This is a genomic window from Virgibacillus xinjiangensis (assembly GCF_042643145.1).
GTDB classification, from domain to species: domain Bacteria; phylum Bacillota; class Bacilli; order Bacillales; family Amphibacillaceae; genus Virgibacillus_O; species Virgibacillus_O xinjiangensis.
On the sequence record NZ_JBHRSA010000015.1, the window covers coordinates 46,126 to 71,747 of the forward strand.

Sequence of the window (25,622 nt, forward strand, 5' to 3'; positions counted from 1 at the left end):
GAGGAATAATTATGACTAAAGTACTTTATGACCAGGATATCCAAAAGGAAGTTTTACAAGGGAAGAAAATCGCAATCGTAGGATATGGCTCCCAGGGGCATGCCCATGCACAGAACTTGAGGGAGAGCGGCCATGATGTAGTGGTTGGTCTGAGACCAGGTAAATCCCAGCAGAAAGCAGAAGAAGATGGTTTCCAAGTAGTATCTGTAGCAGAGGCCACAAAGCAGGCGGATGTTGTGATGGTCTTGCTGCCGGATGAACACCAAACAGCAGTTTATGAAGAAAGCATCAAACCAAATCTGCAGGCAGGAAATGCATTGGTGTTTGCTCACGGATTCAATATCCATTTCAGCCAGATCGTGCCGCCGGCTGATGTCGATGTCTTCCTCGTAGCGCCGAAAGGACCGGGGCATCTGGTACGCCGAACATATGAGGAAGGTGCAGGAGTACCAGCATTGTATGGTGTTTATCAGGATGTTACTGGAGATGCTACAGAACTTGCACTTGCATACGCACAGGGAATCGGGGCAGCTCGTGCCGGTGTCCTCGAAACCAGCTTCCAGGAAGAAACAGAAACAGACTTGTTCGGTGAGCAGGCAGTACTTTGCGGTGGATTGACCAGCCTGGTGAAGGCAGGTTTCGAAACATTGACAGAAGCAGGGTATCAGCCGGAAGTTGCTTACTTCGAGTGTCTTCATGAAATGAAATTGATTGTTGACCTTCTGTATGAAGGCGGATTGGAAAACATGCGCTATTCCATTTCCGATACAGCTCAATGGGGTGACTTCGTTTCCGGTCCACGTGTCATCAATGAAGAAACAAAAGGACGCATGAAAGAAGTTCTGGACGATATCCAGGCAGGTAAATTCGCTAAGGGCTGGATCCTTGAAAACCAGGCAAACCGTGCACAGTTCAATGCTACCAATGCGAAAGAGAACCAGCACCAGATCGAGAAAGTTGGAAGGGAGTTACGTGAGTTGATGCCTTTTGTCAAACAGCCTCTTCAAGAAAAACAAAAGGATGTGAAGGCGCATGTCACAAATTAAAATTTTTGATACTACATTGCGGGATGGTGAGCAATCACCGGGTGTCAATCTGAACCAGCTGGAGAAGTTGGAGATTGCCAAACAACTGGAACGATTCGGCATTGACCGGATGGAGGCAGGTTTTCCTGCCTCCTCCCAGGGTGATTTCGAAGCCGTCAAGGCAATTGCCGATACGATCAAGGGGACTTCTGTTACCGGATTAGCCAGGACCATCAAAAGTGATATCGATACGGCTTGGGAGGCATTGAAAAATTCAGAAGAGCCACGTCTGCATCTTTTTCTGGCGACCTCCCCAATCCATATGACATACAAGCTGAAACAGACACCGGAACAGGTCATCCAGACGTCCGTTGACATGGTATCCTATGCTCGCCAAAAGTTCCCGCAAGTACAATGGTCTGCTGAGGATGCGACCAGATCTGACTGGGAATTCCTCGCACAGATCATTGAACAAGTGATTGATGCCGGAGCAACTGTCATCAATCTGCCAGATACCGTGGGATACACCACACCAGCGGAATACGGCCAATTGTTCCGCTATATAAAGGAGACGGTGCCGAATATCGATCGGGTGGATCTCTCTTGTCATTGCCATGATGACTTGGGAATGGCGGTGGCCAATTCCATCGCAGCTGTGGAAAACGGTGCAACACAGGTGGAAGGCACGATCAACGGTATCGGTGAACGTGCAGGCAATGCTGCTTTAGAGGAAATTGGTGTAGCCATGAAGATCCGTTCTGATTATTACCCTTATGAGACTGGTTTGAAACTGGATGAAATCAAGCGTTCCAGTGATCTTGTCGCAAAACTGACGGGCATGTATGTACAGCCGAATAAAGCGGTTGTCGGGCGAAATGCCTTCGCCCATGAATCCGGTATTCACCAGGATGGTGTGCTGAAAAATGCTCAGACTTACGAAATCATCACTCCGGAGATGGTCGGCCTGAATTCCAATACCCTTTTCCTTGGAAAGCATTCTGGAAGGCATGCGTTCAAGGATAAGGTGAAAGAATTCGGCATTGAGCTCTCTGAAGACAAACTCAAAGAGGCGTTCAAGCAGTTCAAACAGTTGACCGACCATAAACGGGAAGTGACCGATGATGATATTTATACGATTCTGATGGAAATCAAGACGGACACTTCCGCAGTCAGCAAATACAAAATGGAAATGTTCCAGGTGCAGTATGGTACCGCCAATATCCCTACGGCAACGGTTGTATTGACCACACCGGCAGGAGAGACTGTAGAAGCCGCACGAACCGGGCAGGGCAGTGTCGAGGCTCTATATAAAACAATGGATGCATTGATTGCTGAGGATTTGACACTGGAAGATTACCAACTCAACTCAGTGGGTGGTGGAAAAGACGCCTTGGCCGAATCTCATGTCCAGCTGGTTGTAAATGAAGTCAGGGTAAACGGAAGAGGAGCAGCCCAGGATGTGATCGAGGCTTCCGCCAGTGCGTTCCTCAACGCTGTCAATCGTTATATTATCCAACAGAATGCGTCATTAGAGACGGAAGCAATAAAGTAAAAAAATAGGAAAGGGGAGGGGAGTTTAATGAACAAAAAGATCACATTATTGCCTGGTGACGGGGTAGGAAAAGAAATTATGGAGTCTGCAAGAGTGGTACTGAATACGATCGCAAGCGAATATGATCACCGGTTCAGCTTCCGCGAACACGCAATCGGCGGAGAGGCAATCGACCAATACGGCACTCCGCTTCCAGAGGATACTATCCAGGCATGTGAGGATTCTGATGCAGTACTGCTAGGTGCAGTCGGGGGGCCGAAGTGGGATGGCAACCCTCCCCATCTGCGGCCGGAAAAGGGGCTTCTTGGAATCAGGAAAAAGCTGGGACTGTTCGCAAACCTGCGTCCAGTCCAAGGCTTCTCCTCCCTCCTGCATGCTTCTCCGTTGAAAGAGGAAGTGATCAACGGAAGCGATATCTTGATTATCCGTGAACTGACCGGCGGCCTTTATTTCGGGAGACCGAGCGAACGCCGGAATAATGGGGAAGAGGTAGTGGATACACTCGCATACTCCAGGCATGAAATGGAACGCATTATCGAGAAAGGTTTTCAAAGCGCTCAGATCCGCAGTAAACGCCTTACATCAGTGGATAAGGCAAACGTGCTGGAATCCAGCCGCATGTGGAGGGAAGTTGTCGGGGAAAAAGCAAAAGACTATCCGGACGTAGAAGTGGAGCATCTGCTTGTCGATGCTGCCGCAATGAAACTGATTACCGAGCCGAATCGTTTTGATGTCATCGTAACGGAAAACTTGTTTGGCGATATTCTCAGTGACGAAGCAAGTGTACTGACAGGTTCACTTGGAATGCTGCCATCGGCTAGTATCCGTACAGATGGAGTAGGGTTGTATGAACCGGTACATGGTTCTGCACCTGATATTGCAGGTAAAGGTATTGCAAACCCGCTTGGGATGATTCTCTCCGTTGCTCTGATGCTCAGGCATTCCTTCCAAATGGAAGAAGAGGCAGCAGAGATCGAAAAAGCGGTCAACGAATGTCTGGAACAGGGCTATCATACAGGTGACCTGGATATTAAAGATGGCAAGAAGGTAGGTACAAAGGAAGTGACGGAAGCGGTAATCGAAAACCTTACCACGAAGAGCGTATCCAATAGTATCTGCAATATGTATGTCTAACTGCGGGAGGGTGATCATATGGGAAGACCACAAACAATTATCGAGAAAATCTGGGAAAAACATTTAGTGCATCAGGAAGAGGGAAAGCCGGATTTGCTTTATATCGACCAGCATCTTGTCCATGAGGTGACGTCTCCTCAGGCATTTGAAGGGCTGCGTCTGAATAACAGGAAAGTCCGCCGGCCGGACCTTACCTATGCCACGATGGATCATAATGTCCCTACGAAAAACCGGGATGAAATCAAAGATGAGATTTCCAGGAAACAGATGGAAACACTTAGAAAGAATTGTGAGGAAAACGGTATTAAGCTGGCTGACATGTATCACCCTGATCAAGGGATTGTCCATGTTATCGGGCCACAGTTGGGACTGACACAACCTGGCAAGACAATCGTATGTGGCGACAGTCATACATCCACACACGGAGCATTCGGTGCTCTTGCATTCGGAATCGGCACCAGTGAAGTGGAACATGTACTGGCAACCCAGACCATTTGGCAGGAACGTCCAAAAACATTGAATGTAAGAGTAGAGGGAGATCTGGGGCCTGGTGTGACAGCAAAGGATTTGATTCTGGCGATCATCGGTAAATTCGGTGTGAAATTCGGAACAGGCTATGTCATGGAATATACCGGAAAAGCCATCCGCAACCTTTCCATGGAAGGGCGCATGACGGTATGTAATATGTCCATTGAAGGCGGAGCTCGCGCTGGGTTGATCAGCCCGGATGAAAAGACGGTGGAATATCTGAGAGGCCGTGAATATGTCCCTCAGGGAGAAGCATTCGAAAAGGCAGCACAGGAATGGCTTTCCTTGGCAACAGATGAAGGCGCCGAATATGATGAAACGGTGACTATCAATGCAGAGGAGATTGAACCACAGGTAACATGGGGAACGAATCCTGGTATGTGTGTTCCTGTCAGTGGCGCAACCCCTGCGTTGGATGGAGCGGAGCAAAAAGAAGACGTGGAACGGGCGTTGACCTATATGGGATTGGAGGAAAATCAACCGATTTCTTCCATAGAAATTGATCATGTTTTCATCGGGTCCTGCACTAATTCCCGTTTCAGTGATTTAGAGAAAGCTGCGGGAATTATTGAAGGGAAAAAGGTCAAAGACGGTGTGCGTGCCATTGTGGTTCCAGGCTCCTTCAGTGTGAAACTGAAGGCGGAGCAGGCAGGCATCGATAAGGTGTTCAAAGATGCAGGTTTTGAATGGCGCGAATCTGGTTGCAGTATGTGTCTGGCAATGAACGATGATGTGGTACCGCCTAATGGGCGTTGTGCTTCCACCTCCAATCGGAACTTTGAAGGAAGACAGGGAAATGGAGCAAGAACCCATCTCGTCAGCCCTGAAATGGCCGCTGCAGCAGCAGTGGAAGGGCATTTCGTTGACGTACGGAAATTCGCAGGTGTATTGAACTAGGAGGTGCATACGATGGAAGCAATTCAGCAGCATAAAGGTCTGGTCTACCCATTGAACCGTTCCAATGTGGATACAGATCAAATTATCCCGAAACAATTCTTGAAACGGATTGAGCGAACCGGCTTCGGACAGTTTTTGTTCTACAATTGGCGGTTTGATAATGAAGGAAATCGGCGAGAAGACTTCTCCTTGAACAATTCAGAATATGATGAAGCAACCATTCTTCTGGCAGGCGAAAACTTTGGCTGTGGTTCCTCCAGGGAGCATGCCCCTTGGGCCCTCCTTGATTATGGCTTCAAGGTGGTCATCGCACCAAGCTTTGCTGATATCTTCTATAATAATGCGTTGAAAAATGGCATTATTCCAATTAAAATTGACGAAGAGCAGGTGAACCGCTGGATGGAACGTGCAGAGAAAGCTACATTAGTCCTCGACATTGATTTGGAGGGACAGAAGATTACAGATGAAGTGAGCGAAGTTGTCCACTTTGATATTCCTGCCTATCATAAAGAAAAACTTTTAAACGGTTGGGACGAAATAGCACTGACATTACAGCATAATGATAAGATAGAGCAATACGAAAAAACGCTAACATAGTATAGGGAGAGTGACTCAATTGGGAATTGCTTAACAGGTGACTTAACAGGAGATAAGGTGTACAGGGCATGGCAGAAACTGAAGCCGATTGTCCACCATACACCATTGATGACATCGGTAACCACAAATGAGCTGGTAGGAAAGAATGTCTATTTCAAAATGGAGAACCAGCAGAAAACAGGCGCCTTCAAATTCCGTGGAGCAAGCTTTAAACTGATGCAGTTGCCGCAGGAAGAGTTGAAAAAAGGAGTCATCACGGCTTCAGCGGGAAACCATGCCCAGGGGCTTGCCCATGCAGCGGCTAAGCTGGGTGTGAATGCAACCATCTTCATGGCGGAGGGGACACCTCATGCGAAGGTGGAGGCTACTCGGAATTATGGGGCAGAAGTGGTTCTGACAGGGGAGAGCTTCCAGGAAGCATATGAAGCTTCCCTGAAAAGAAAAATGCAAACCGGTGCTGTCTATGTCCATCCGTTTGATGATTATGACATCATGGCTGGCCAAGGTACAATTGCCATGGAAATGTTGCGACAAGAAGACCGGATGGATACGATTATAGTACCGATTGGCGGCGGCGGACTGATCAGTGGTATTGCTGTCGCTGCCAAATATGCCAACTCCAATATCCGCGTGATTGGAGTTCAGGCGGAAGGGGCAGCTGCTATACATGACAGCTATTACAGCGGCGGAGTTACGAACCTGCAGTCCGTCTCTACCATTGCAGAAGGCATTGCTGTTAAGCAGCCCGGTAAACATACGCTTCCTATCATACGGGAATATGTCGATGAAATTGTAACAGTGACAGATGAGGAAATTGCTGCAGCTATCGTATATATGCTGGAGAGAAACAAAACCCTCATGGAAGGGGCAGGCGCGGCAGCGATCGCAGCCTTATTCTCCCATAAAGAGAAGATTAAATCACGGCATTGTGGTGTCATCGTAAGCGGCGGAAACCTTGATATCGGTGCATTATCCAATATACAGGGACTCGCCAAAAAGGTCCGTGAATCTGTAGCTATTTAAAAAGAGAGGCCGGGAGTAGAATCCCTGCCTCTTTTTTTCATCCACCCTATCATAGCTTGTATCCTGTCCGACTCTTAAATCTTTTCAGGATTACAGAACTTTCCACCCGGGTAATACCCTCCACTGCATATAACTCCTGATTGATAAAAGCCTCCAACTTTGGGAAGTCCTCGACAAGCACATGCATATGGAGCGTGCTTGGCCCGGTCATCTGGTAGATGCTCGCTACATGCGGATTATCTGCCAAATTCTGGGCAACTTCCTGCATATGTTTCGGTTCTACATCCACTTCAAAGAAGGCGGATACTTTTTTTCCTGCTTTTTCTGAATTGATGACCACTGAAAACTTTTCAATGATTCCTCGATTTTTCAGACTGTCGATACGGTCCTTTACAGCTACTCGTGAAAGCCCTATCTTTTCTGCTAAATCCACATACGATATTCTGCCGTCTTCTGAGAGAATTTCCAAGAGTCTCTTATCTGTTTCATCATACCTCATGAATAATCACTAACTCCCATTATTGAATATATAGGACCATGATATCACAAAAAGCAAGTAATTATACCAATCCACTTTATTATTGTAAGCATTCATATAGATTAGCTTTATGGTTGATTGACATCTTACCATTAATTTCGTAACATATTAACTAATTCGATAAAATATTCAGACGGAGGGACAATTGGGATGGAATCTTTTTCAAGTGAATCATATCCATATGCGGTCGCCCGGAATGCTGTATATGCGAGGAAGGGAATGGTCGCTACCTCGCAGCCCCTTGCCAGTCAAGCGGGCCTTGAAATTTTGAAAAAGGGCGGAAATGCGATTGATGCGGCAATTGCAACCGCTGCCTGCCTCACTGTTGTAGAGCCAACTTCCAACGGAATTGGCGGGGACGCATTTGCCCTGGTTTGGACAAAAGGCAGATTGCATGGGTTGAACGCGAATGGCAGGTCGCCGAGGAACATATCGATCGATCAGTTGAAGAAGGCAGGTATGGAAGAGATTCCTGCATACGGCTGGGCACCAGTGACCGTACCTGGGGCACCTTCAGCATGGGCTGAACTGTCTGGACAGTTTGGAAAGCTGCCATTGAAGGATGTGTTGCAACCGGCTATTACATATGCACGGGAAGGCTATCCATTATCCCCTACATTGGCTAGATTCTGGAACAATGGCTATCAGAAGTACCGTAAAGAACTGACCGGTGACATGTTCAAGCATTGGTTCAAGACATTTGCACCAAACGGTCGTGCGCCTCGGGTAGGTGAATTATGGTCATCTCCGGATCATGCTCGTACCTTGGAGGAGATTGCCGATACACAGGCTGAGTCCTTCTATCGTGGGGATCTGGCTGAGAAGATTGCGGCGTTCTCGGAGGAACATGGTGGTTATTTGAGCAAGGCAGATTTGGCCGACCATCAAGCTGAGTGGACGGAGCCGATCAAAGTGAATTACCGTGGATATGATGTTTGGGAGATACCACCGAGCGGGCAAGGAATCGTAGCCTTGGAAGCTCTAAATATCCTGAAAGGCTTTGAATTTCCGGAGAAGGAATCCGCCGAAACCTATCACAAACAAATGGAAGCAATTAAACTAGCCTTTGCGGATGCCCATGAGCATGTGACAGAATTGACACATATGAAAGTAAAACCGGCAAAGCTGTTGAGTGAAGCCTATGCGGCGAAACGGCGTTCCCTCATAACGGACAGGGCCATTCAGCCGGAAGCAGGAGAGCCATCGTCGAGTGGCACGGTCTATCTGGCTGCCGCTGATGGAGAAGGAAATATGGTTTCCTTTATCCAAAGCAATTATATGGGATTCGGATCTGGTTTAGTAGTACCAGGTACTGGAATCGCTTTGCAGAATAGGGGACATAACTTCTCCATGGATCCGAAACATGTCAACGCGCTTGAAGGGGGAAAGAAATCCTACCACACCATCATACCGGGATTTCTTTCCAAGGGGAATCAACCGGTCGGTCCATTTGGTGTTATGGGCGGTTTCATGCAGCCGCAGGGCCATGTTCAAGTGGCAATGAATACCATCGATTTTGGCCTCAACCCTCAAGCAGCACTCGACGCGCCTAGATGGCAGTGGATGGGTGATAAGATAGTTGAAGTGGAACACCGTTTTCCACATCATATTGCCCAAGAGCTTCAAGCAAAAGGGCATCAGATCCGTTATCAACTCGAACCCAACAGTTTCGGGCGAGGCCAGGCAATCTGGAGGGATGCGGAGTCCGGTGTACTTGCAGGTGGAACTGAATCACGAACAGATGGGACGGTTTCTTCCTGGTAATATACGAAATAGTATCCTAACAAACTATTGAAACTAAAAGGAAATGTGGTTTACATGAAAACACAATGGAATCTATTTATCGCCTTTTTCCGGGTAGGTATGTTGGGGTTTGGAGGTGGACCTGCCTCCATCCCTTTAATCCATAAAGAAGTAGTAGATAAGTATAAGTGGATGAGAGATGATGACTTCGGTGATCTGCTGGCACTTGCCAACACATTGCCTGGACCGATTGCCACAAAAATGGCAGGGTATATCGGGTACAGAGTAACGGGGATTGGCGGGATGATCTATGCAGTCTTGGCAACCATCGTACCTACCATAATATTGATGATCATCTTGCTGACGACCATCTCTTCCATCAAGGAATTCGACTGGGTGCAGGGAATGACGGCTGCAGTGGTTCCTGTTGTAGGAATGATGCTTGCTGTCTTGACCTGGCAATTTATCAATAAGGCAAGGAAAGGACTTGGTTGGGGCAGGGCGCTGGTTTTTGCCGTAGTGATTTTCATTCTTTTAGAAGTGGCAGGCATTCATCCGGCGATCATCATTGCTTTTCTTCTTGCGTTAGCGCTGCTGGTCAGGGACGAGCCTGGACATAATGCCCGAAAGAAGGAAGGTGATCGATAATGATGGTTTATTGGGAGATATTTTTGGCATTTTTCATACCTGGCATCCTGGGCTATGGTGGTGGTCCTGCTTCCATTCCATTGGTAGAGAACGAAGTGGTGCGCAGATACGAGTGGATGACCGTTCAGGAATTCAGTGAGGTGCTTGCTCTGGGTAATTCACTGCCGGGCCCGATTGCCACTAAAATGGCAGGATACATTGGATACGAAGTAGGCGGGGTACCTGGTTCAGTAATCGGCATCTTTGCGACCGTAGCCCCATCCCTCATAATTATGGTCCTGCTGCTCAGTGTGTTGCTCAAATTTAAAGATTCCCCGAAGGTTAAACGGCTCACCCTTTTTGTGCAGCCGGTGATTGCCATTCTGCTCGGAATGATGGCATGGAGGTTCTTCGCTGATTCAGCAGAAGGAATCGGCTTATGGCAGACCCTGATCCTAGGCGCCGCGAGCTTTCTCTTGATTGAGCGGGTCAACATCCATCCAGCATTCGTCATTCTTGGTGCATTCCTATATGGGGGATTATTTCTTTAGAGGATTAAACAGTCATGTCATGGGTTAACCATGACTGTTTTTTTGGAGCACTGGGAGGAAATCAGCAGGAGCGCCGGGAAATCAGCAGGAGCCCGGGCATATCAGCAGGAGCCCGGGCATATCAGCAGGAGAGACGGGAAATCGGCAGGAGCCCGGGCATATCAGCAGGAGAGACGGGATATCAGCAGGAGCCCGGGCATATCAGCAGGAGCGCCGGGAAATCGGCAGGAGCCCGGGCATATCAGCAGGAGCGCCGGGAAATCGGCAGGAGCCCGGGCATATCAGCAGGAGCCCGGGCATATCGGCAGGAGCGACGGGATATCGGCAGAAGCGACGGGAAATCAGCAGGCGCCCGTATATATCGGCAGGATTACATACGCAAGAAAGCGCATCTTCTTAGATGCGCTTTCTTGCTAATCCACCAGTCCGAGTTTCTTCAATCCGTTATAAATACCGGACTCGGTTACGGTGGTGGTTTGATACTTGGCAAATTCAACGAGATCCGGATGGGCATTGCCCATGGCGAATCCGTGGCCGACTGCCTGGAGCATTTCTTTATCATTCATTCCATCACCAAATGCAATCGCTTGTTCTTGGGGAATATGGAGGCGTTGGAGAATGGTTTTTACAGCTTCTCCTTTATTCACATTCTTCCGGATGAGATCCTGTGCCTGCTCCGCTCCGTTGACATTGACAATCGATAGGCGGATATTCTCTTCGATTTCGTAGAGGCGGGCTTTTTCCGGGCTGATGTTCAGGATCGTAATCCCAATGATTTGATCTATTACATCATCGGTGAACACTTCATTTTTCTTTAGCTGGAAAATATCGTTGAACTGCTGGACAAACGGATGGTCCAAAGAAGTGAAGTAATTGCATCCATTGGTATAGAGAACAAGCTCATGCCCATTTTCTTCGGCAATGTTCAGGAATCGCCTGACTGTTTCACTGCTGATCGGTTCATCGACAATAGTCTCGTCCTGGTAGACTGCATACGCGCCGTTATAGCCGATCAACGAATCGACATCCAGTTCCTCAGCAAGGCCCTCTATTTCATGGAGTGGTCTACCAGTGGCTATGAACACCTCGACTCCTTTTTCTTTCGCTTGGGAAATGGCAGTCTTGGTTGAATCGGTATAGGTGTGGTCCGGTTTGAGGATGGTTCCGTCAATATCCAGAAATAATGCTTTATAAGTCATGGTAATCTCCTTCTATTATTAGATAGTCCCACCTATTTTAGCATAATGCTGAAAGAAATTCAGGAAAGGAGAAGACACACGATATTACATGAAAAAGAACCAAACCGGCGTTTTTCGGTTTGGTTCAGCGCAGGTTCTATAATGCTTGATCATCAACAGAGTCCAGCCATTGTTCGATGGAGCTGATGACTGTCTCTACGGTACCTTCCTGGAAAGGAGACTGGAGGCCGGCTTCTTCTACTAAGCCAAGGAATGGCTTGGAGCCGCCGAGTTTGCATAGATGCAGGTAATCTTCCCATGCTTTGTCTTTGTCTTCTCTGGACCGCTTCCAGAACTGAAAGGCACAAATTTGGGCAAGTGTATAGTCGATATAATAGAAGGGGACTTCATAGATATGCCCCTGCCGCTGCCAAAAAGCGCCGCCTTCCAAATATGGAATTCCGTCGTAATCCCGGTGTGGCAAATAGATTTCTTCAAGTTCCTTCCATGCATGCTTCCGCTGTTCCGGTGTCCAATCTGGATTCTCATAGACCATATGCTGGAATTCATCGACAGCAACCCCGTACGGAATAAACTTCAGTCCATCCGCCAGATGGGTGTATTTGTATTTATCGGCGTCTTCTTGGAAGAATAGTTCCATCCAAGGCCAGGTGAAGAACTCCATGCTCATGGAATGGATTTCCGCGGCCTCACTGGTCGGAATCAGGTATTCCGGGATGCCGATATTGCGACTGGAATAGAATTGGAAAGCATGTCCTGCTTCGTGGGTGAGAACATCGATGTCTGCAGACGTCCCATTAAAATTGGAGAAGATGAACGGAGACTGGTAATCTTCAATGAAAGTGCAATAGCCACCAGCTTCCTTCCCTTTCTTCGCTTCCAGATCCATTAAATTGCGATCCAGCATATAACGGAAAAATTCATCGGTCTCTATGGAAAGCTCCTCATACATTTTCTTGCCGTTCTTAATGATCCATTCCGGGGATCCTTTCGGCTGGGCATTTCCTGTTTGGAATTCGAAACTTTCATCATAATAGTTGAGAGATTCGACGCCAATACGCTCTGCCTGTTTCTGGTAGAGTTTCGAAGCAAGGGGGACGATGTTGTCCCTTACTTGTTTACGGAAGGCTGCCACCATATCGGCATCATAGTCATATCTCTCCATCCGAAGGTAACCTAATTCTACAAAGTTTTTAAATCCCAGTTTTACTGCTGTCTCATGGCGCACTTTTACCAGCTGGTCATATATATCGTCAAATTGATCTGCATGGTTTTCGAAGAATTCAGCACTGGCCTTTACTGCCTCCTTACGTACATCTCTATCCCGATGTTGGGTGAAAGGACTCAACTGGGCGAGGGTGTAGGTCTCTCCTTGAAATTCCACCTGTGCAGAGGCGACCAGTTTGGAATAGTCGGATGTCAATTTATTTTCCTTCTGTAAGAGTTCGATGACTTCCGGGGAAAATTTCCGGACGCTGTAATCGGCAATTCTGAAGAGCTGCGGTCCCCATTCCTCTTCAAGTTCTTTCTTGTGTGGGGAGTCGATCAATGCCCGGTAAAATTTGGTACTAAGTGCTTCCAGTTCAGGTTCCAGCTGATCGAAGTAATCCCGTTCCTTCTGGTAATACTCGTCATTCGTATCAATGGAAGCTCGGATGTAGACCAGGTTTCCCATCGTATCCAAACGGTTGCGGAATGTATTGATTGTTTGGAAGGCCCGGGAAGCCTCCTGTCCCGTTTCTGCAGATGTAAATGCATCCAATAGCTGCTGGAACTTTTCTTTTTCCTCTTCCAAGATCGGCCGTTCATACGTATAGTCTTCAAATTTCTTCATGATAAAGACCCTCCTTGATTTCCATTATACGCCATTACTGGGAAGAAAACTTTTGTAACAAACTTTGCTTTATAATATAGAATTGGCTTAACATGAGGTTTGTGTTTATAATAAAAAGAGAATTATTCGGAATAAAGTGGAAGGCAGGTATGCATAAATGACAACAGATGGCAGGTACAGGGCAAATATCAGACCAGGCATGGAAGTGAATATTGTTCTGAAGAAGGATCAACGGACAGGGAAGACCACCCATGGTACCGTCAAAGACATCCTGACGAACTCCCAGTTCCATCCCCATGGAATAAAAGTTAGATTGGAAGACAGCCAGGTAGGAAGAGTAGCCGACTGGTGAACCAAGCGATTGTTTCATTGACTTTACGATGGTTCAAACTTATACTAGAACTAAATGTACATATATGTAATGGGGTGAAAGAATATGGTTCAATCTGTAATTACTATCGGGATTATTTTAACAGCTGCCCTGGTCGTTCTTGGTTTGTTCCTTGCTAAGACGATGGACAAAGCTTCCATGGTGGGTTATTATCCAGGCATCTTCTGTGCGTTTACTGGATTGCTGCTGATCCTGACCAGTTCCATTCTTGACAGAGTGGATATCATGGGTGCCGGTCTCGGCGGATGGGGCATTGCTTTCGTGTTTGCTGGAGCGGTCGGATTGGTGATCACTTCAATCTTTGACGCCAAAGCCAACGCTGAAGCATAAGTATAGAAGAGCGGTTGGTTACTGCTTTTACAGAAGGAAAAACCGCAGGGTCATTTCATATGATCCTGCGGTTTTTTTCATATGTTTAATCCTCTTTTAAATAGGTATACCCATCGCGTTGTTCAATCTTGCCTTCTTTCATCAACCTGCCGAGTGCTCGTTTAAAAGCTGCTTTGCTTATTTGGAAGGTGCCTCTGATATCTTCAGGATCGCTCTTATCCGTGAACGCCATCCTACCGTCTTGCTCCTGCATGAAAGCCAGGATCTCATCGGCATCTTCTCCCATACTGTGCTGTTTGAGGGGGCGGAGTGATATATTTAGTGTCCCGTCCGTCTTTACCTCAATGACCCGTCCTTCTACATATTCGCCAAGCCGCGGCTCTTCTTTTCGCTCTGTATGGTGGATGAACCCTCGGTAATCATCGTCGGTCAGGATAGCGGAGCCTTCCTTGCTTGTATGGTAGACGGTTCCACTGACCGTTTGGTTCAGCAGTTCTTCCGGTGCAAGTTCTACTTCCCTGGCAATGACCCCTTCTGTGGCAGGGATAGCGAGCAAGCGACCCTTTTTATCTCTGCCCAATGTGACAAACAATTTATCGCCGGGTTGCGGCCAGACCTTTTCGAATAATGGCAGGTCATCTTTGGAAACAAGAATCTCTTTCGTTGTCCCGATATCGACAAAAGCACCCAGATGGGGGAGCACTTCCACAACTTCTGTCCAACCGTAAGCATCCATGACCACATGAGGAAGCTTTGCTGAAGCGATAATCTGCCCTTTCTTATCCGGGTAGAGAAATACATCCACTGTGTCACCTGGTTCCAATTCCTGTTCGGTCTCATTATGGTGCAGCAGTGCTTCTGATCCATCTTGCATCAGCACATACCCTGTATCGATTTTTCGTTCCACGGCCATTGACTGAATAGTACCTGATTGTAAATGATCCATTATCATCCTACTTTCCTTGTATGTAAATTGGAAAAGGAGCACCCTTTTAGTAAAAGAGTACCCCTTTGTTTTTAAAAGTAACACATAAGTTTAGATTTTTTATTAAATATTTTATCCCGTTCCAACACGGGCGGAAAATCCTGTTCCGATGGGATCTCCATTTTACCGCGGTACATGTTCCACTGGTATGTTTTCTAACTTAAGCAACGTAAGCCCTACCTGCTCTTACGTCCTTGCGGCCCCTTAGCCGCGCCAGTGTGAATAAGCATCTTTAAAAACATTGCAGAATGCCAGAATCACTTACTAGTTACATTTCATAACCTGACAATCATCTCATGGAACCACCACAATGTCAAGTTTACCCCGGTTTTTTCTTTTCTAAACCATTATTTCGACTTCCGTTAAGTTTTTATGCTATTATTACAAATTAGAAGAGACAGTCAACAAGATGTTTCTTCGATTATTTGATAGATGGTGGAGTTTTTCAATGAGTTTATTCTTTAATGTTATTTTGCCTATTATTCTAGTCTTCGCTTCCGGGTTTGTCCTGCAGCGAATCCGTGTGATGGATGTCCGTACCTTATCATCGGTATCCATTTACATATTGTCACCGGCACTTGTGTTCATCAATTTATCGGAAGCTGATTTTGATGGCGGTTATATGGTTATTGTCATTTTTATGTTCTTTCTATTTTTTGCGACCGTCCTCATCAATAAAATCCTTTCGATGATATGGAAATGGAAACCTTCTGTGGAGAGTGCAGCCATTCTGTCCACTGGTTTTATGAATTCCGGAAATTACGGCCTGCCTGTCGTCCTCTTCAGTGTTGGCACGGAAGCTCTGCCGTATGCGGTATTCATCATGGTTGTTCAGTCGATGATGAACAATTTCTTCGGAGTCTATTATGCTTCTAGAAGTACAAGCGGGATGAAAAGGGCTGTGCTGAATATCTTTAAGATGCCGGCAACCTATGCAGCCATCCTCGCTTTCTTATTCCAGGGCTTTTCTTGGGGGCCGATTCCAGAACCGATTCATTCAACGATTTCCATGGTGGGGGATGCAGCCATCCCAGTCATGATGATCATGCTCGGCATGCAGCTGGCGTCCATCGTCTCCTTGAAGATGAACTGGCAGGTGGTGGTTTCCTCTGTTACGTTGAAGATGGTCGGAGCTCCGCTGATTGCCTTTGCTTTCATTTCCGTCGTGGATATGGATCCGATAGTAGCTACCGTCATCTTGATCATCTCGGCCATGCCGACGGCAGCTACCACAACCATGTATGCCATCGAATTTGATACCGAACCGGATCTCGTATCAAGCATTACACTGATCGGAACACTCATCAGCATCGTTTCCATTACCATCCTATTAAACTTCATTTCCTGACTTTCTAGCGGAATGTTTCCTTGCAGGTTGTTGCGGGTAATCTATCCATAAGACGCTGAAAGTATAGGAGGATGGGAACATGTTACGTACGATTTTAATGATTATCGGTGCAATTGTAGTGATCAGTCTTATTCTTTCTTTACTGTAAACTTGCAAGTTGACAAAAAATTTATGATTTTAAAAACCCGGAATCTGTCTTATAGTAGATATAGGACAGATTCCGGGTTTCTTTCTGCATCAATTCTGAAGCCTGGGAAGTAGAACATAGCTGACTACGAAAAAGGAGTGAAGGAAATGGATATGGAATTAGCAGGAAAATCAGTATTAGTAACCGCCTCCAGCAAGGGGCTGGGGAAGGCCGTTGCTGTCGAATATGCTCGGGAAGGTGCGAATGTCCTGATCAGCAGCAGGGATGAAGATGTGTTGAAACAGACGGCAGAAGAGATTCAGCGGGAAACAGGAAATTCACAGGTGGATTATCAGGTTTGTGATATGAAAGACAGTGAACAGATTGCTGCACTAGCTGCAAAGGCCGCAGAACGCACAGGAGGCATTGATGTCCTCGTCAATAATGCTGGCGGTCCCCCTGCAGGGAAATTCATGGACATGAAGGATGAAGACTGGTACCACGCGTTTGAACTCAATCTGCTCAGTTTTGTCCGCACCATCCGTGCCGTTGTTCCATATATGCAGAAGCAGGGAGAGGGCCGCATCGTGAATATAGCCTCCTCCTCCATTAAACAGTCGCTGGATAACTTGGTGCTTTCCAATACGTTGCGTCCAGGGATTACCGGTTTGGCAAAAACGTTGTCCCAGGAACTAGCAGAGGACAGCATTCTGATCAATACAGTGGGACCCGGTACGATTGAGACAGACCGAATGGTTGAGTTGAATCGTTTTACTGCAGACCAGCAGGGAGTCTCCCTCAGCGAGCTGAAAAGAGAAGCTGAAGAGGGTATACCGATGAAGCGCTACGGTCGTCCCGATGAATTTGCCAAGGCAATAGTCTTCTTGGGGTCCGGTGCCAATACATATATAACCGGTCAATCCATGATTGTGGACGGAGGTTGGGTTAAAGCTTTATAGCATATTGGTCACGCCAAGAGTGATCAATAGGACAGGAGGCAGAAATGTCATCTTCTGCAGCTTTTTGTTCCGGGACAGAAACAGACCGAGTTTCATACCACTGTACAGGAACAGACCACTCATGCACGCGATCAAGGCGGCAGTCAAAGCTGCGGCATAGCCGATCATGGATGCAGCGATACCTGCTCCGAAAGCGTCCAGAGCCAGAGCAGCCCCCAGCAGCAGAGCTTCCCCAGGAGAGATGATCCCGGAACGATCCAAATCCGCTTTATCTGGTGTAGCCAGCACCGTGGTGAGGATGTTCTGGCTGCTTTCTGCCCCTTCTTTTTCTGGCCTGATGATGTTATATAAAGAAAACAGACCCAGAAAAACGAGAATGCCCCCGCCAAGCATCTGGGTCATTTCCGGCGAAATGAAAGAGCTGAGAGTATGGCCGATGATCATTGAGAGCAGGACAATGATCCCCGAACAGAGCATGATGATCATCAATGCAGCCAACGGAACTTTGATTTTCCTCATTCCGTACGTAATCCCCACCCCCAGCCCATCCAGGCTGACAGCAATCACCAGCAGAAACAACCCTGTATAGTAAAGCATTCGCATCAATTCCTTTTATCTGGTATCTGAATTAGTTTATGGTTTGGGCGGAGACGGTGTGACTGGACCGTGGCCGCCCAACGCTCCTGGAAGGGAATGATACCTGCACGATGGACGGAATCTATGGTAAAGTAGCATATAGATGTTCTTTAAATAGAAAGGAATTTTTATCATGAGCAAAACAGTGGTACTCGCAGAAAAGCCATCCGTGGGGCGCGACATTGCCCGTGTGCTGAATTGCACAAAGAAGGGCAACGGCTTCATGGAAGGTTCCAAGTATATCGTCACCTGGGCGCTGGGCCATTTGGTGACGCTGGCCGACCCAGAAGTATATGACGACAAATATAAAACATGGAAATTGGAAGACCTGCCAATGCTGCCGAAACAGCAGAAGCTGGTCGTCATCAAAAAAACGGGGAAACAGTTTAATTCTGTAAAAACGCAGTTGAACCGCAACGATGTGAAAGAAATCGTTATTGCCACAGATGCGGGTCGTGAGGGAGAACTGGTAGCACGCTGGATTCTTGAGAAAGCCCGTGTGAAGAAGCCGGTAAAACGCTTATGGATCTCCTCTGTCACCGATAAGGCGATCCGTGACGGATTCAAGCAGCTGAAGCCCGGCAATAAATATGAAAACCTGTATGCCGCTGCGGCTGCCAGGTCGGAAGCGGACTGGTATGTCGGCTTGAATGCAACGAGGGCACTGACCACCAAGTTCAATGCGCAGCTTTCCAGTGGGCGTGTCCAGACACCGACACTGGCAATGGTCGCTAAACGGGAACAAGAGATCAAAGAGTTCCAGCCGAAGAAATTCTATGGAATCCAAGCCAAAACCAATAAAGGATTCACACTCACCTGGCAGGATGCCAAAAACAATAGCCGGATTTTTTCCAAGGATAAGGCAGACGCACTGCTTGGCAAGCTGAAAGGCAAGCCGGCAAAAGTAACTGATGTGTCCAAATCCTATAAGAAAAAATTTGCACCACAGCTTTATGATCTGACAGAGCTGCAGCGGGATGCCAACCGGATTTTCGGATATTCCGGAAAGCAGACCCTCAATTTGATGCAGAAACTGTATGAGCAGCACAAGGTATTGACTTATCCGCGTACCGACTCCCGAGTCCTTTCTTCCGATATTGTGCCGACGCTCAAAGAGCGGGTCAAAGCCTGTGGCGTGGATCAATATGCCAAGGCAGCTGGAAAAGTGATGCGCAGGGATCTGAAGCTACCCAAAGCAGTGGTGGACGATGCAAAGGTCAGCGACCATCACGCCATCATCCCAACCGAACAGCCGGTCATCCTGGAGGACTTGGATGATAAGGAGCGGAAGATTTATGACCTTGTCGTCAAGCGTTTCCTTGCTGTATTGTCTGAACCATATGAGTATGAACAGACAACCATCACAGCAGATATTCAGGGTGAACAGTTTAAGGCGAGAGGCAAGATTGTCAAAAAACAAGGATGGAAAGAAATCTATGACAACCGGTTTGATGACGAAGAACAGGATGATCAGAACCTGCCGTCTATCGAAAAGGGAAATCAGCTTACAGGTCTGAATATGTCCCTGACCCAGGGAGAAACCAAACCACCAGAGCGTTTCACTGAAGGAAGTTTGCTTCAAGCAATGGAAAATCCAGTGAAATATATGGACAGTGATGAACGTCATCTCGCCAAAACCATCAACAAGACAGGTGGCTTAGGAACTGTGGCGACACGGGCGGATATCATCGATAAGCTGTTCAACAGTATGTATATGGAGATGAAAGGGAAGCATATATTCCTGACTTCCAAGGGACGCCAATTGCTTGATCTGGTGCCGGAAGAGCTGCGTTCCCCGGCATTGACCGCTGAATGGGAACAGAAATTGAGCCAGATTGAAAAAGGAAGCTTGAAAAAAGAGAAATTCATCGGAGAAATGAAAGACTACTCCAAGCAGGTGGTCCAGCAAATCAAGGAAAGCGATGAAAAGTTCAAGCATGACAACATGACCGGAACCAAATGTCCGGATTGCGGAAAATTGATGCTGGAGATCAAAAACAAGCATGGCCGGATGCTCGTTTGCCAAGACCGCTCCTGTGGGCACAAGAAGAATATTGCCAAAAAGACCAATGCACGCTGCCCGAATTGCCATAAGCGGATGGAAATGCGCGGGGAAGGGGAAGGCAAGATGTTCCTCTGCAAATGCGGCCATAGAGAAAAACTCTCCACCTTCAATGAACGCAAGGAACGGGAGAAGAAACATAAGGTATCCAAGAAGGATGTTAACAAGTACCTGAAGAAACAGGATGACGGATTCGCCAATAATGCCCTTGCCGAACAGTTGGCCAAACTGAAAGATAAATCATAGGTGGGAGCTTATCAGCAGTTGGGACGGGAATCCGCGGGAGCTGGGTTTTATCGGCAGGAGGCATGTGAAATCCGCCATAGCTGGAGTTTATCAGCAGGAGGCTGGAGAAATCCGCCATAGCTGGAGTATATCGGCAGGAGGCGTGTGAAATCCGCCGTAGCTTGAGTTTATCAGCAGGAGGCAGGATAAATCGTCCGGAGCTGGGTTTTATCAGCAGGAGACGAGAGAAATCCGCCGCAGCTTGAGTTTATCAGCAGGAGGCATGCGAAATCCGCGGGAGCTGAGGTTTATCGGCAGGAGGCAGGATAAATCGTCCGGAGCTGAGGTTTATCGGCAGGAGGCAGGATAAATCGTCCGGAGCTGAGGTTTATCGGCAGGAGGCAGGATAAATCGTCCGGAGCTGGGTTTTATCGGCAGGAGGCGTGTGAAATCCGCCGCAGCTGAAGTTTATCAGCAGGAGACAGGATATATCGCCCGGACCTGAGACTTATCGCTGAAAGGCATAGCAAACCAGCCCGGCTGCCATAGATCATAATTCAAATAAAAGCGGAAGTGCCCGGGCCTGGGCACTTCCGCTTTATCTATTTATTCAATCGGCTCACTAATCACGTGATGGCTTGTTTCTTTAGAAGCAGAATTGGTTTTCTTCTTGGAGCCGGATGGTTTGACTTCATCTTTTGCCTTTTTGACGTCATCGCCGACTCCTTTCAATTCTTCCTGAGCATCCTTAGCAGTATCTACTACATCTTTGGACTGATCAGCCACTTCTTTTGATTGTTCCACCACGTCTTGAGCCGTTTCTTTCATTTCCTGTCCCTGGTTGTCCAGGATGTTCTGGATTTTATTGACGGCATCCTTGGTGATATCTGTGGTGCGTTTGACCTTATCGATGATAGCATCCTTTGTTCCTTTAGGATCTTCCTTTACCGTGGAAGCATAATTGGATACCGTGCCTTTCATTTGTGTAGAAGAATCCTTCACTTTAGTTCTTGCGTTGCTGTTCATCAGGATCAAGGAGACCCCTGCTGCGACGCTTCCTACGCCAACCAGCATACCTACTTTACCTTTATTATTTTGGACTTTTTCTTTGGTTGCCATGTTATCTTTCACACTATCTCTCCTCTCGGTAGTTCTTGTTCCTAGTTACTACATACCCTGAATGTCACCCGGCAAACATGGAAGAACATTACAGGCCTGAATCAGAAACGTTTCTCTTCCATGACATTATGATTCTTATCGGTGATCTGGACGAGGCTTGGCGTATTTTCCTTGGCCATTTGTTCGGCAGCATCGATGGCTGCATCCTTGGAATCATATACTTCTTCCGGTGCCACGTCTTCCAGCTTTACAAACCAGCTCTCGGCATCAACGTTTGGTACAACTGTGTATGTTCTCATCAATCAAAACTCCTTTTTTGTAATTTTTGTTCCCGGGCACCGGGGAGGTCAAACATACCTTCCTCCACCTTCTTTGCCTAATGGCTCAATGACAGTCCATATACAAGAATTTCAAATTTACTTATAATGTACATGGAATAGACTGATATAATAGAGAAAGCGGTATAAACACAAGTCGGAAGAAATATTTGAAGAATCATCCAGTAATATAGAGATCTTTCGCTATATCCCTGGCAAAAAATGTCCATTGATCAAGGAGGTGCAATATGCGAGTTCATGGAAAAGAGGTGGTTGGAGCAGTTGATCAAGAAACCAGGTGTTCCCACTATCATACGGAGATAGACCGGATTGCCATCAAATTCTATTGCTGTGGTCAGTATTTTCCCTGCTACCAATGTCACGAGGAATATGGGTGCGGGAAGAAACAAGTCTGGCCGCGGCAGATGTTCGATCAAAAGGCTGTTCTATGCGGCGGCTGTGGGGAAGAATTGTCCATCAATGAATATCTTGGCTGTCAGAACCGGTGTCCATACTGCAGGACATCGTTCAACCCTGGTTGTTCCTTCCATTATCATCTTTATTTTGAAAAGAATAGATAAATTCAGGGCAGAGATGTTTACTTGAGACTGGGAAAGTCTTATCATGAAATAGAGACAGATTAGGACTTTAAGGAGGTTGCGATAGATGGCTTTTGTCATATTGGATCCATGCCGCAATGAAAAATCCGGGGAATGTGTCAGTGTCTGCCCGGTCGACTGCATTGAGGAAGGCACTGATCAATTTTACATAGATCCAGATGTGTGCATTGACTGCGGAGCATGCAAAGCAGTCTGCCCGGTAGAGGCAATTGAAGAAGAATACGATCTGGAGCCGGATCAGGAAGTGTTCCTGGAAAAGGCCGAAGAGTTTTTCGCCAATAGATAGGAAGAGGCTGCCTGATGAGGGCAGTCTTTTTTACTAGCGCGGATCAGGCCGGCGTACAAGGTGAACGAAAAAAAGCAGAGGAAGGTTATCTACTCTTCCTCTGCTTTTTCTGCGATTTTACTGGCAATCCAGCGTTCGGCAACACTTTCTTCAATGTCATATGTTTTACCTGCCCTCAGCAGCTGTCCATGATAGGCGGTCTGCACGTTCATCTTTACTTTCATTGCGTCTGCTCCTTTTTGCTCATTTTGATTTTCTATCTGCTAGTATACATGAAATGGGGGCTGGAGGGGTATAAACAAATCAGAACCGCTCCTATTGGATAGGAGCAAAACGGGAACATCAGGGGATATGCTTTGTGACTGCATTACGATAGGATAGTATTGGAAGGACACCCCTTTACTAAAGCCCTAAGGAGGGAACTTATTGAGAGATGATGTGTTTTTGACACTGCAAGCGGAATGTACGATGTTGTTCCAGTCCGATCCCTTTATGGTGGAGTCGGCAGAAGGATTAGGAGTAAAGTTGGGGAAACAGATAGATGTCCTGTTTCCTGTATTGGATTTGCTGGTAAGACAGGGTATTCTCGAGTTGATTGGTACAGAGGAAGCACCATTATATCGTTATAACGAGCCATTGATCATTACGGAAATTGATACAACCAGTGAACGGAAGGTATATGACACAGAATAACGAACTGCTTGAAGAAATCATCCGCCAGTTTGCCTGGAATGAAAACCTGTCTGTAATGATCACTGATACCAATGGAGAACTGATTTTATCCGTAATGGGGGAAAATCCCCTTACCAGCATCCTGTTAGATGAAAAGAAAGAAGAATTGTTTACCAGAATCAAAGATATGTCCGCGGGTGTGCGCCGTGTCGTAAACCCGCTGTTCCTCGAGCTTTGGCCGGGTGTCCATATGGTCGTCAAACCGGTGGAAGCCACCCGCAGTCTTTCCTATTATATTTGGGCTGGCTTCCTGATAGAGGACGGTTCGGAAAGAGAGAAGAAAGAACAGCTGGAGGAACAGCTGTCTGTACGTCTTCCTTCTGAGGACATTATTGAAAATACCCCGGTACTCGATGAACAGAGAAAATCGAACATAAAAGAATGGATCCAAAAATTGGAGAACATGGCAGCCCGGATCCTTGGAGATGAAAAAGGAAACGAGGCCATCCGATTACAAAACCGGCTGCTCCTGGAGTCCTACCAGGATATCGAAGTTGGGCTGGACCACATGCTGGATAAGCTGCGGAAGGCCAGTCATACCTTTGATTTTCTTGGAATTGCGGAAAAGCTGGAGGAAGACACCTATCAGGTCACCAAGGTTTCCGGTGAGGAAACGGAAGCCTTATCCGGTACGCGTTTTTCGCTTGGTGAAGGATTCCTTGGCCGTGGGCTGTTGACCAGGAGAAAGGAATTTTGGGAGTCGATTGAGAACGATCCAAGAGCTGTTATGTTCCACAAAAGGCGTCTTTTTCCAACCTCGCTATTCTGTATCCCTATCCAATTGACAGGAGGAGCAGAAGGCCTATTATTCGGTGGGAAGTTCACCCAAACAGGAATATCGGAAGACGAGCGGGAGCTAGCCGGCACCATGGCTGCCATATTGGAAAAACGGGTGCACTTCGATACCCTGCAGCAGGAGAATAGGAGCCAGCTGCACCGCTTATCTTCCCTGGTGGAAATCAGCAAATTGATGGCCACGATACCTGACTATAAACGCATTCTCTACTTGCTCGTCGATATCAGTCTGGGCCTTGTAGAAGGTTCTTTTGCGTCAATTGTACTGAAAGAAGCAAAGACGGAAAAAATCCAGCTTGTATCCAGGGGAAGCGGCAAGGAGCAGATCAGTGAGTATGCGCGCGATGTAACAAGAAGGTATTACTTGGAAGACGTTCAGTCCACCCGGGAAACGCATATCAGGAAGAGTGATGGACAGCTGCCATGGGATTTTCCGGTCATCGAATGTCCCCTTACCTATAACGGGGAACTACTCGGAGTCCTGTGTGTCGGTATGGACGGCCTGACTGATCAAGAAGTGGAAGGGCATGCCGAATTCCTGGAGACTTTATCAACCATTGGCGGTGTATCCTTGCAGCTGGCCAAACAGGAGACCGTTCATGCGGAAGAGGAAAAGATCTATTCCCTGCATGAGGCAATCGCCCAATTCGACCGGTCCGCCTATGAAATCACCGAGGAAGCTTCCAGAATCGCAGGTGATTTTGCCGCTGTGCAGGGTAAACCAGTAACAGAGGTGAAAGAACTCATCCAGGCCTGCCACCTTTCCTTCTATGAGGCGGACTTTATCAAGCAGCATGTAGAATCTGCTAGACTGGTAAAAATCGTCCGTGAAGGCAAGTCACTGCTGGAAAATATGAATCTGGCAGAATGGGCAGTTGCGGAAGAAGAGCCGAAGCAATTTGCCTTGGCCTGTTCCTATGCAAAGGGCGATCAGCTAAACAACCTCCGCATTCATCTGGGAGCAGATCAGCTCGTACGGACCTTCCTTGCCTTTGTGGAGGAAAGCCAGGTGGTGGAAGAGGAAATAACACTGACGGAAGATATCATCAATAATGAAGAACTGCTGGACATGAAACAGACCGTCAAAGAACTGAACCTGTCCCCGAGGGAGCAAGAGGTACTTGATCTGGTTGTCCAGGGCTATAATAACCGTGAAATAGCTGAAGAGCTGTTTATCAGCGGTCATACGGTCAAAAACCATGTGACAAAGATCTTCCAGAAACTTGGGGTGCCCGACCGTGCGCATGCCATTTCCAAAGTCTATCAAATGAAATACAAAACAGGTTGAGATTGGGACAAAAGTGTTTAATCAAAAGCTATAGCCGAACTAGCTAGAAATCTTGTAGTGGGGATAGCCGCTTCGAACATATACTTCGCTTTTGACCTGACCCCCATAAGTTAGAGTAAAAATAATTTATGGGGGTTAGGTTTATGGAAAAATA

Annotated in this window: 27 protein-coding genes; 19 read left to right on the forward strand and 8 right to left on the reverse strand. The window is 47.1% G+C overall.

Features of this window, described 5'->3' with window-relative positions; translation table 11 throughout:
* The first annotated feature begins 11 nt into the window (after window positions 1-11).
* Genes ilvC through ilvA form a run of 6 tightly spaced genes read left to right on the forward strand, consistent with a single transcriptional unit; the run spans window position 12 to window position 6,756 of the window.
* Entirely contained in the window at window positions 12-1,046 is a 1,035-nt protein-coding gene (gene ilvC / locus ACFOGI_RS04910; RefSeq protein WP_390269301.1) for a ketol-acid reductoisomerase, read from the forward strand.
* Complete coding sequence (locus tag ACFOGI_RS04915) at window positions 1,033-2,577, forward strand: 2-isopropylmalate synthase (RefSeq protein WP_390269304.1); 1,545 nt, start codon at window positions 1,033-1,035, stop codon at window positions 2,575-2,577. The genes ilvC and ACFOGI_RS04915 overlap by 14 nt, the downstream gene beginning before the upstream one ends.
* A gap of 27 nt (window positions 2,578-2,604) precedes the next feature.
* On the forward strand, window positions 2,605-3,711 hold the full coding sequence (leuB, locus tag ACFOGI_RS04920; RefSeq protein WP_390269307.1) for a 3-isopropylmalate dehydrogenase: 1,107 nt from the start codon (window positions 2,605-2,607) through the stop codon (window positions 3,709-3,711).
* 18 nt (window positions 3,712-3,729) lie between these two features.
* Window positions 3,730-5,136 (forward strand): 3-isopropylmalate dehydratase large subunit, encoded by a 1,407-nt coding sequence (gene leuC, locus ACFOGI_RS04925; protein WP_390269310.1) that lies wholly within the window; start codon window positions 3,730-3,732, stop codon window positions 5,134-5,136.
* 12 nt (window positions 5,137-5,148) lie between these two features.
* The gene (gene leuD, locus ACFOGI_RS04930; RefSeq protein WP_390269313.1) at window positions 5,149-5,733 is read left to right on the forward strand and encodes a 3-isopropylmalate dehydratase small subunit; all 585 of its coding nucleotides are present in this window, start codon (window positions 5,149-5,151) and stop codon (window positions 5,731-5,733) included.
* Window positions 5,734-5,790: 57 nt separating this feature from the next.
* Window positions 5,791-6,756, forward strand: coding sequence for a threonine ammonia-lyase (ilvA, locus tag ACFOGI_RS04935; RefSeq protein WP_390269316.1), 966 nt, complete (start codon window positions 5,791-5,793; stop codon window positions 6,754-6,756).
* Window positions 6,757-6,805: 49 nt separating this feature from the next.
* On the opposite strand, the gene ACFOGI_RS04940 is transcribed toward ilvA, so the two are convergent.
* Window positions 6,806-7,255 (reverse strand): Lrp/AsnC family transcriptional regulator, encoded by a 450-nt coding sequence (locus ACFOGI_RS04940; RefSeq protein WP_390269319.1) that lies wholly within the window; start codon window positions 7,253-7,255, stop codon window positions 6,806-6,808.
* 189 nt (window positions 7,256-7,444) lie between these two features.
* Here ACFOGI_RS04940 and ggt point away from each other — a divergent pair, with 189 nt between their 5' ends.
* The 4 genes from ggt to ACFOGI_RS04960 are packed head-to-tail and all read left to right on the forward strand — an operon-like array spanning window position 7,445 to window position 10,632.
* A complete protein-coding gene (ggt, locus tag ACFOGI_RS04945) occupies window positions 7,445-9,058 on the forward strand; it encodes a gamma-glutamyltransferase (RefSeq protein WP_390269322.1) in 1,614 nt (537 codons plus the stop codon).
* Window positions 9,059-9,112: 54 nt separating this feature from the next.
* The gene (locus ACFOGI_RS04950) at window positions 9,113-9,685 is read left to right on the forward strand and encodes a chromate transporter (RefSeq protein WP_390269325.1); all 573 of its coding nucleotides are present in this window, start codon (window positions 9,113-9,115) and stop codon (window positions 9,683-9,685) included.
* Between the two features lie 2 nt (window positions 9,686-9,687).
* Window positions 9,688-10,215 carry a chromate transporter gene (locus tag ACFOGI_RS04955; RefSeq protein ID WP_390269386.1) on the forward strand — a complete coding sequence of 176 codons (528 nt, stop codon included), beginning with the start codon at window positions 9,688-9,690 and terminating at the stop codon, window positions 10,213-10,215.
* A gap of 30 nt (window positions 10,216-10,245) precedes the next feature.
* Window positions 10,246-10,632, forward strand: a complete 387-nt coding sequence (locus ACFOGI_RS04960; RefSeq protein WP_390269328.1) for a hypothetical protein — start codon at window positions 10,246-10,248, stop codon at window positions 10,630-10,632.
* Here ACFOGI_RS04960 and ACFOGI_RS04965 read toward each other — a convergent pair.
* Window positions 10,629-11,414, reverse strand: a complete 786-nt coding sequence (locus tag ACFOGI_RS04965) for an HAD family hydrolase (protein WP_390269331.1) — start codon at window positions 11,412-11,414, stop codon at window positions 10,629-10,631. The two genes, ACFOGI_RS04960 and ACFOGI_RS04965, sit on opposite strands and share 4 nt — an antisense overlap.
* Before the next feature lie 136 nt (window positions 11,415-11,550).
* Complete coding sequence (locus ACFOGI_RS04970) at window positions 11,551-13,248, reverse strand: M3 family oligoendopeptidase (protein WP_390269334.1); 1,698 nt, start codon at window positions 13,246-13,248, stop codon at window positions 11,551-11,553.
* A 157-nt stretch (window positions 13,249-13,405) separates the two neighbouring features.
* Here ACFOGI_RS04970 and ACFOGI_RS04975 point away from each other — a divergent pair, with 157 nt between their 5' ends.
* The gene (locus ACFOGI_RS04975; protein WP_390269337.1) at window positions 13,406-13,600 is read left to right on the forward strand and encodes a YwbE family protein; all 195 of its coding nucleotides are present in this window, start codon (window positions 13,406-13,408) and stop codon (window positions 13,598-13,600) included.
* Window positions 13,601-13,684: 84 nt separating this feature from the next.
* Window positions 13,685-13,969 carry a hypothetical protein gene (locus ACFOGI_RS04980; protein WP_390269340.1) on the forward strand — a complete coding sequence of 95 codons (285 nt, stop codon included), beginning with the start codon at window positions 13,685-13,687 and terminating at the stop codon, window positions 13,967-13,969.
* A gap of 85 nt (window positions 13,970-14,054) precedes the next feature.
* Here the strand turns inward: ACFOGI_RS04980 and ACFOGI_RS04985 are convergent, their stop codons facing one another.
* On the reverse strand, window positions 14,055-14,915 hold the full coding sequence (locus ACFOGI_RS04985; protein ID WP_390269343.1) for a CvfB family protein: 861 nt from the start codon (window positions 14,913-14,915) through the stop codon (window positions 14,055-14,057).
* Window positions 14,916-15,402: 487 nt separating this feature from the next.
* Between ACFOGI_RS04985 and ACFOGI_RS04990 the strand changes: the two genes are divergently transcribed.
* Both ACFOGI_RS04990 and ACFOGI_RS04995 read left to right on the forward strand, forming a co-directional pair.
* Entirely contained in the window at window positions 15,403-16,302 is a 900-nt protein-coding gene (locus ACFOGI_RS04990) for an AEC family transporter (RefSeq protein ID WP_390269346.1), read from the forward strand.
* Between the two features lie 294 nt (window positions 16,303-16,596).
* Window positions 16,597-17,388 carry an SDR family oxidoreductase gene (locus tag ACFOGI_RS04995; RefSeq protein ID WP_390269349.1) on the forward strand — a complete coding sequence of 264 codons (792 nt, stop codon included), beginning with the start codon at window positions 16,597-16,599 and terminating at the stop codon, window positions 17,386-17,388.
* Here the strand turns inward: ACFOGI_RS04995 and ytaF are convergent.
* Entirely contained in the window at window positions 17,383-17,985 is a 603-nt protein-coding gene (gene ytaF / locus ACFOGI_RS05000; RefSeq protein WP_390269352.1) for a sporulation membrane protein YtaF, read from the reverse strand. The two genes, ACFOGI_RS04995 and ytaF, sit on opposite strands and share 6 nt — an antisense overlap.
* Window positions 17,986-18,157: 172 nt before the next feature.
* Between ytaF and ACFOGI_RS05005 the strand changes: the two genes are divergently transcribed.
* Window positions 18,158-20,332 (forward strand): DNA topoisomerase III, encoded by a 2,175-nt coding sequence (locus ACFOGI_RS05005; RefSeq protein ID WP_390269355.1) that lies wholly within the window; start codon window positions 18,158-18,160, stop codon window positions 20,330-20,332.
* A 585-nt stretch (window positions 20,333-20,917) separates the two neighbouring features.
* Here ACFOGI_RS05005 and ACFOGI_RS05010 read toward each other — a convergent pair.
* Window positions 20,918-21,442, reverse strand: coding sequence for a hypothetical protein (locus ACFOGI_RS05010; RefSeq protein ID WP_390269358.1), 525 nt, complete (start codon window positions 21,440-21,442; stop codon window positions 20,918-20,920).
* 89 nt (window positions 21,443-21,531) lie between these two features.
* Window positions 21,532-21,729 carry a DUF2188 domain-containing protein gene (locus tag ACFOGI_RS05015; protein WP_390269361.1) on the reverse strand — a complete coding sequence of 66 codons (198 nt, stop codon included), beginning with the start codon at window positions 21,727-21,729 and terminating at the stop codon, window positions 21,532-21,534.
* A gap of 266 nt (window positions 21,730-21,995) precedes the next feature.
* Here ACFOGI_RS05015 and ACFOGI_RS05020 point away from each other — a divergent pair, with 266 nt between their 5' ends.
* Complete coding sequence (locus tag ACFOGI_RS05020; RefSeq protein WP_390269364.1) at window positions 21,996-22,328, forward strand: CHY zinc finger protein; 333 nt, start codon at window positions 21,996-21,998, stop codon at window positions 22,326-22,328.
* Window positions 22,329-22,413: 85 nt separating this feature from the next.
* Window positions 22,414-22,653: a DUF362 domain-containing protein gene (locus tag ACFOGI_RS05025; RefSeq protein ID WP_390269368.1), complete on the forward strand. Its 240-nt coding sequence runs from the start codon at window positions 22,414-22,416 to the stop codon at window positions 22,651-22,653.
* Between the two features lie 89 nt (window positions 22,654-22,742).
* On the opposite strand, the gene ACFOGI_RS05030 is transcribed toward ACFOGI_RS05025, so the two are convergent.
* Complete coding sequence (locus ACFOGI_RS05030) at window positions 22,743-22,877, reverse strand: hypothetical protein (protein ID WP_390269371.1); 135 nt, start codon at window positions 22,875-22,877, stop codon at window positions 22,743-22,745.
* A 202-nt stretch (window positions 22,878-23,079) separates the two neighbouring features.
* On the opposite strand from ACFOGI_RS05030, the gene ACFOGI_RS05035 reads away from it, so the two are divergent.
* A complete protein-coding gene (locus ACFOGI_RS05035; RefSeq protein WP_390269374.1) occupies window positions 23,080-23,346 on the forward strand; it encodes a hypothetical protein in 267 nt (88 codons plus the stop codon).
* Window positions 23,333-25,468: a LuxR C-terminal-related transcriptional regulator gene (locus tag ACFOGI_RS05040; RefSeq protein ID WP_390269377.1), complete on the forward strand. Its 2,136-nt coding sequence runs from the start codon at window positions 23,333-23,335 to the stop codon at window positions 25,466-25,468. Before ACFOGI_RS05035 ends, ACFOGI_RS05040 begins: the two co-directional genes overlap by 14 nt.
* The last annotated feature ends 154 nt before the right edge of the window (window positions 25,469-25,622 follow it).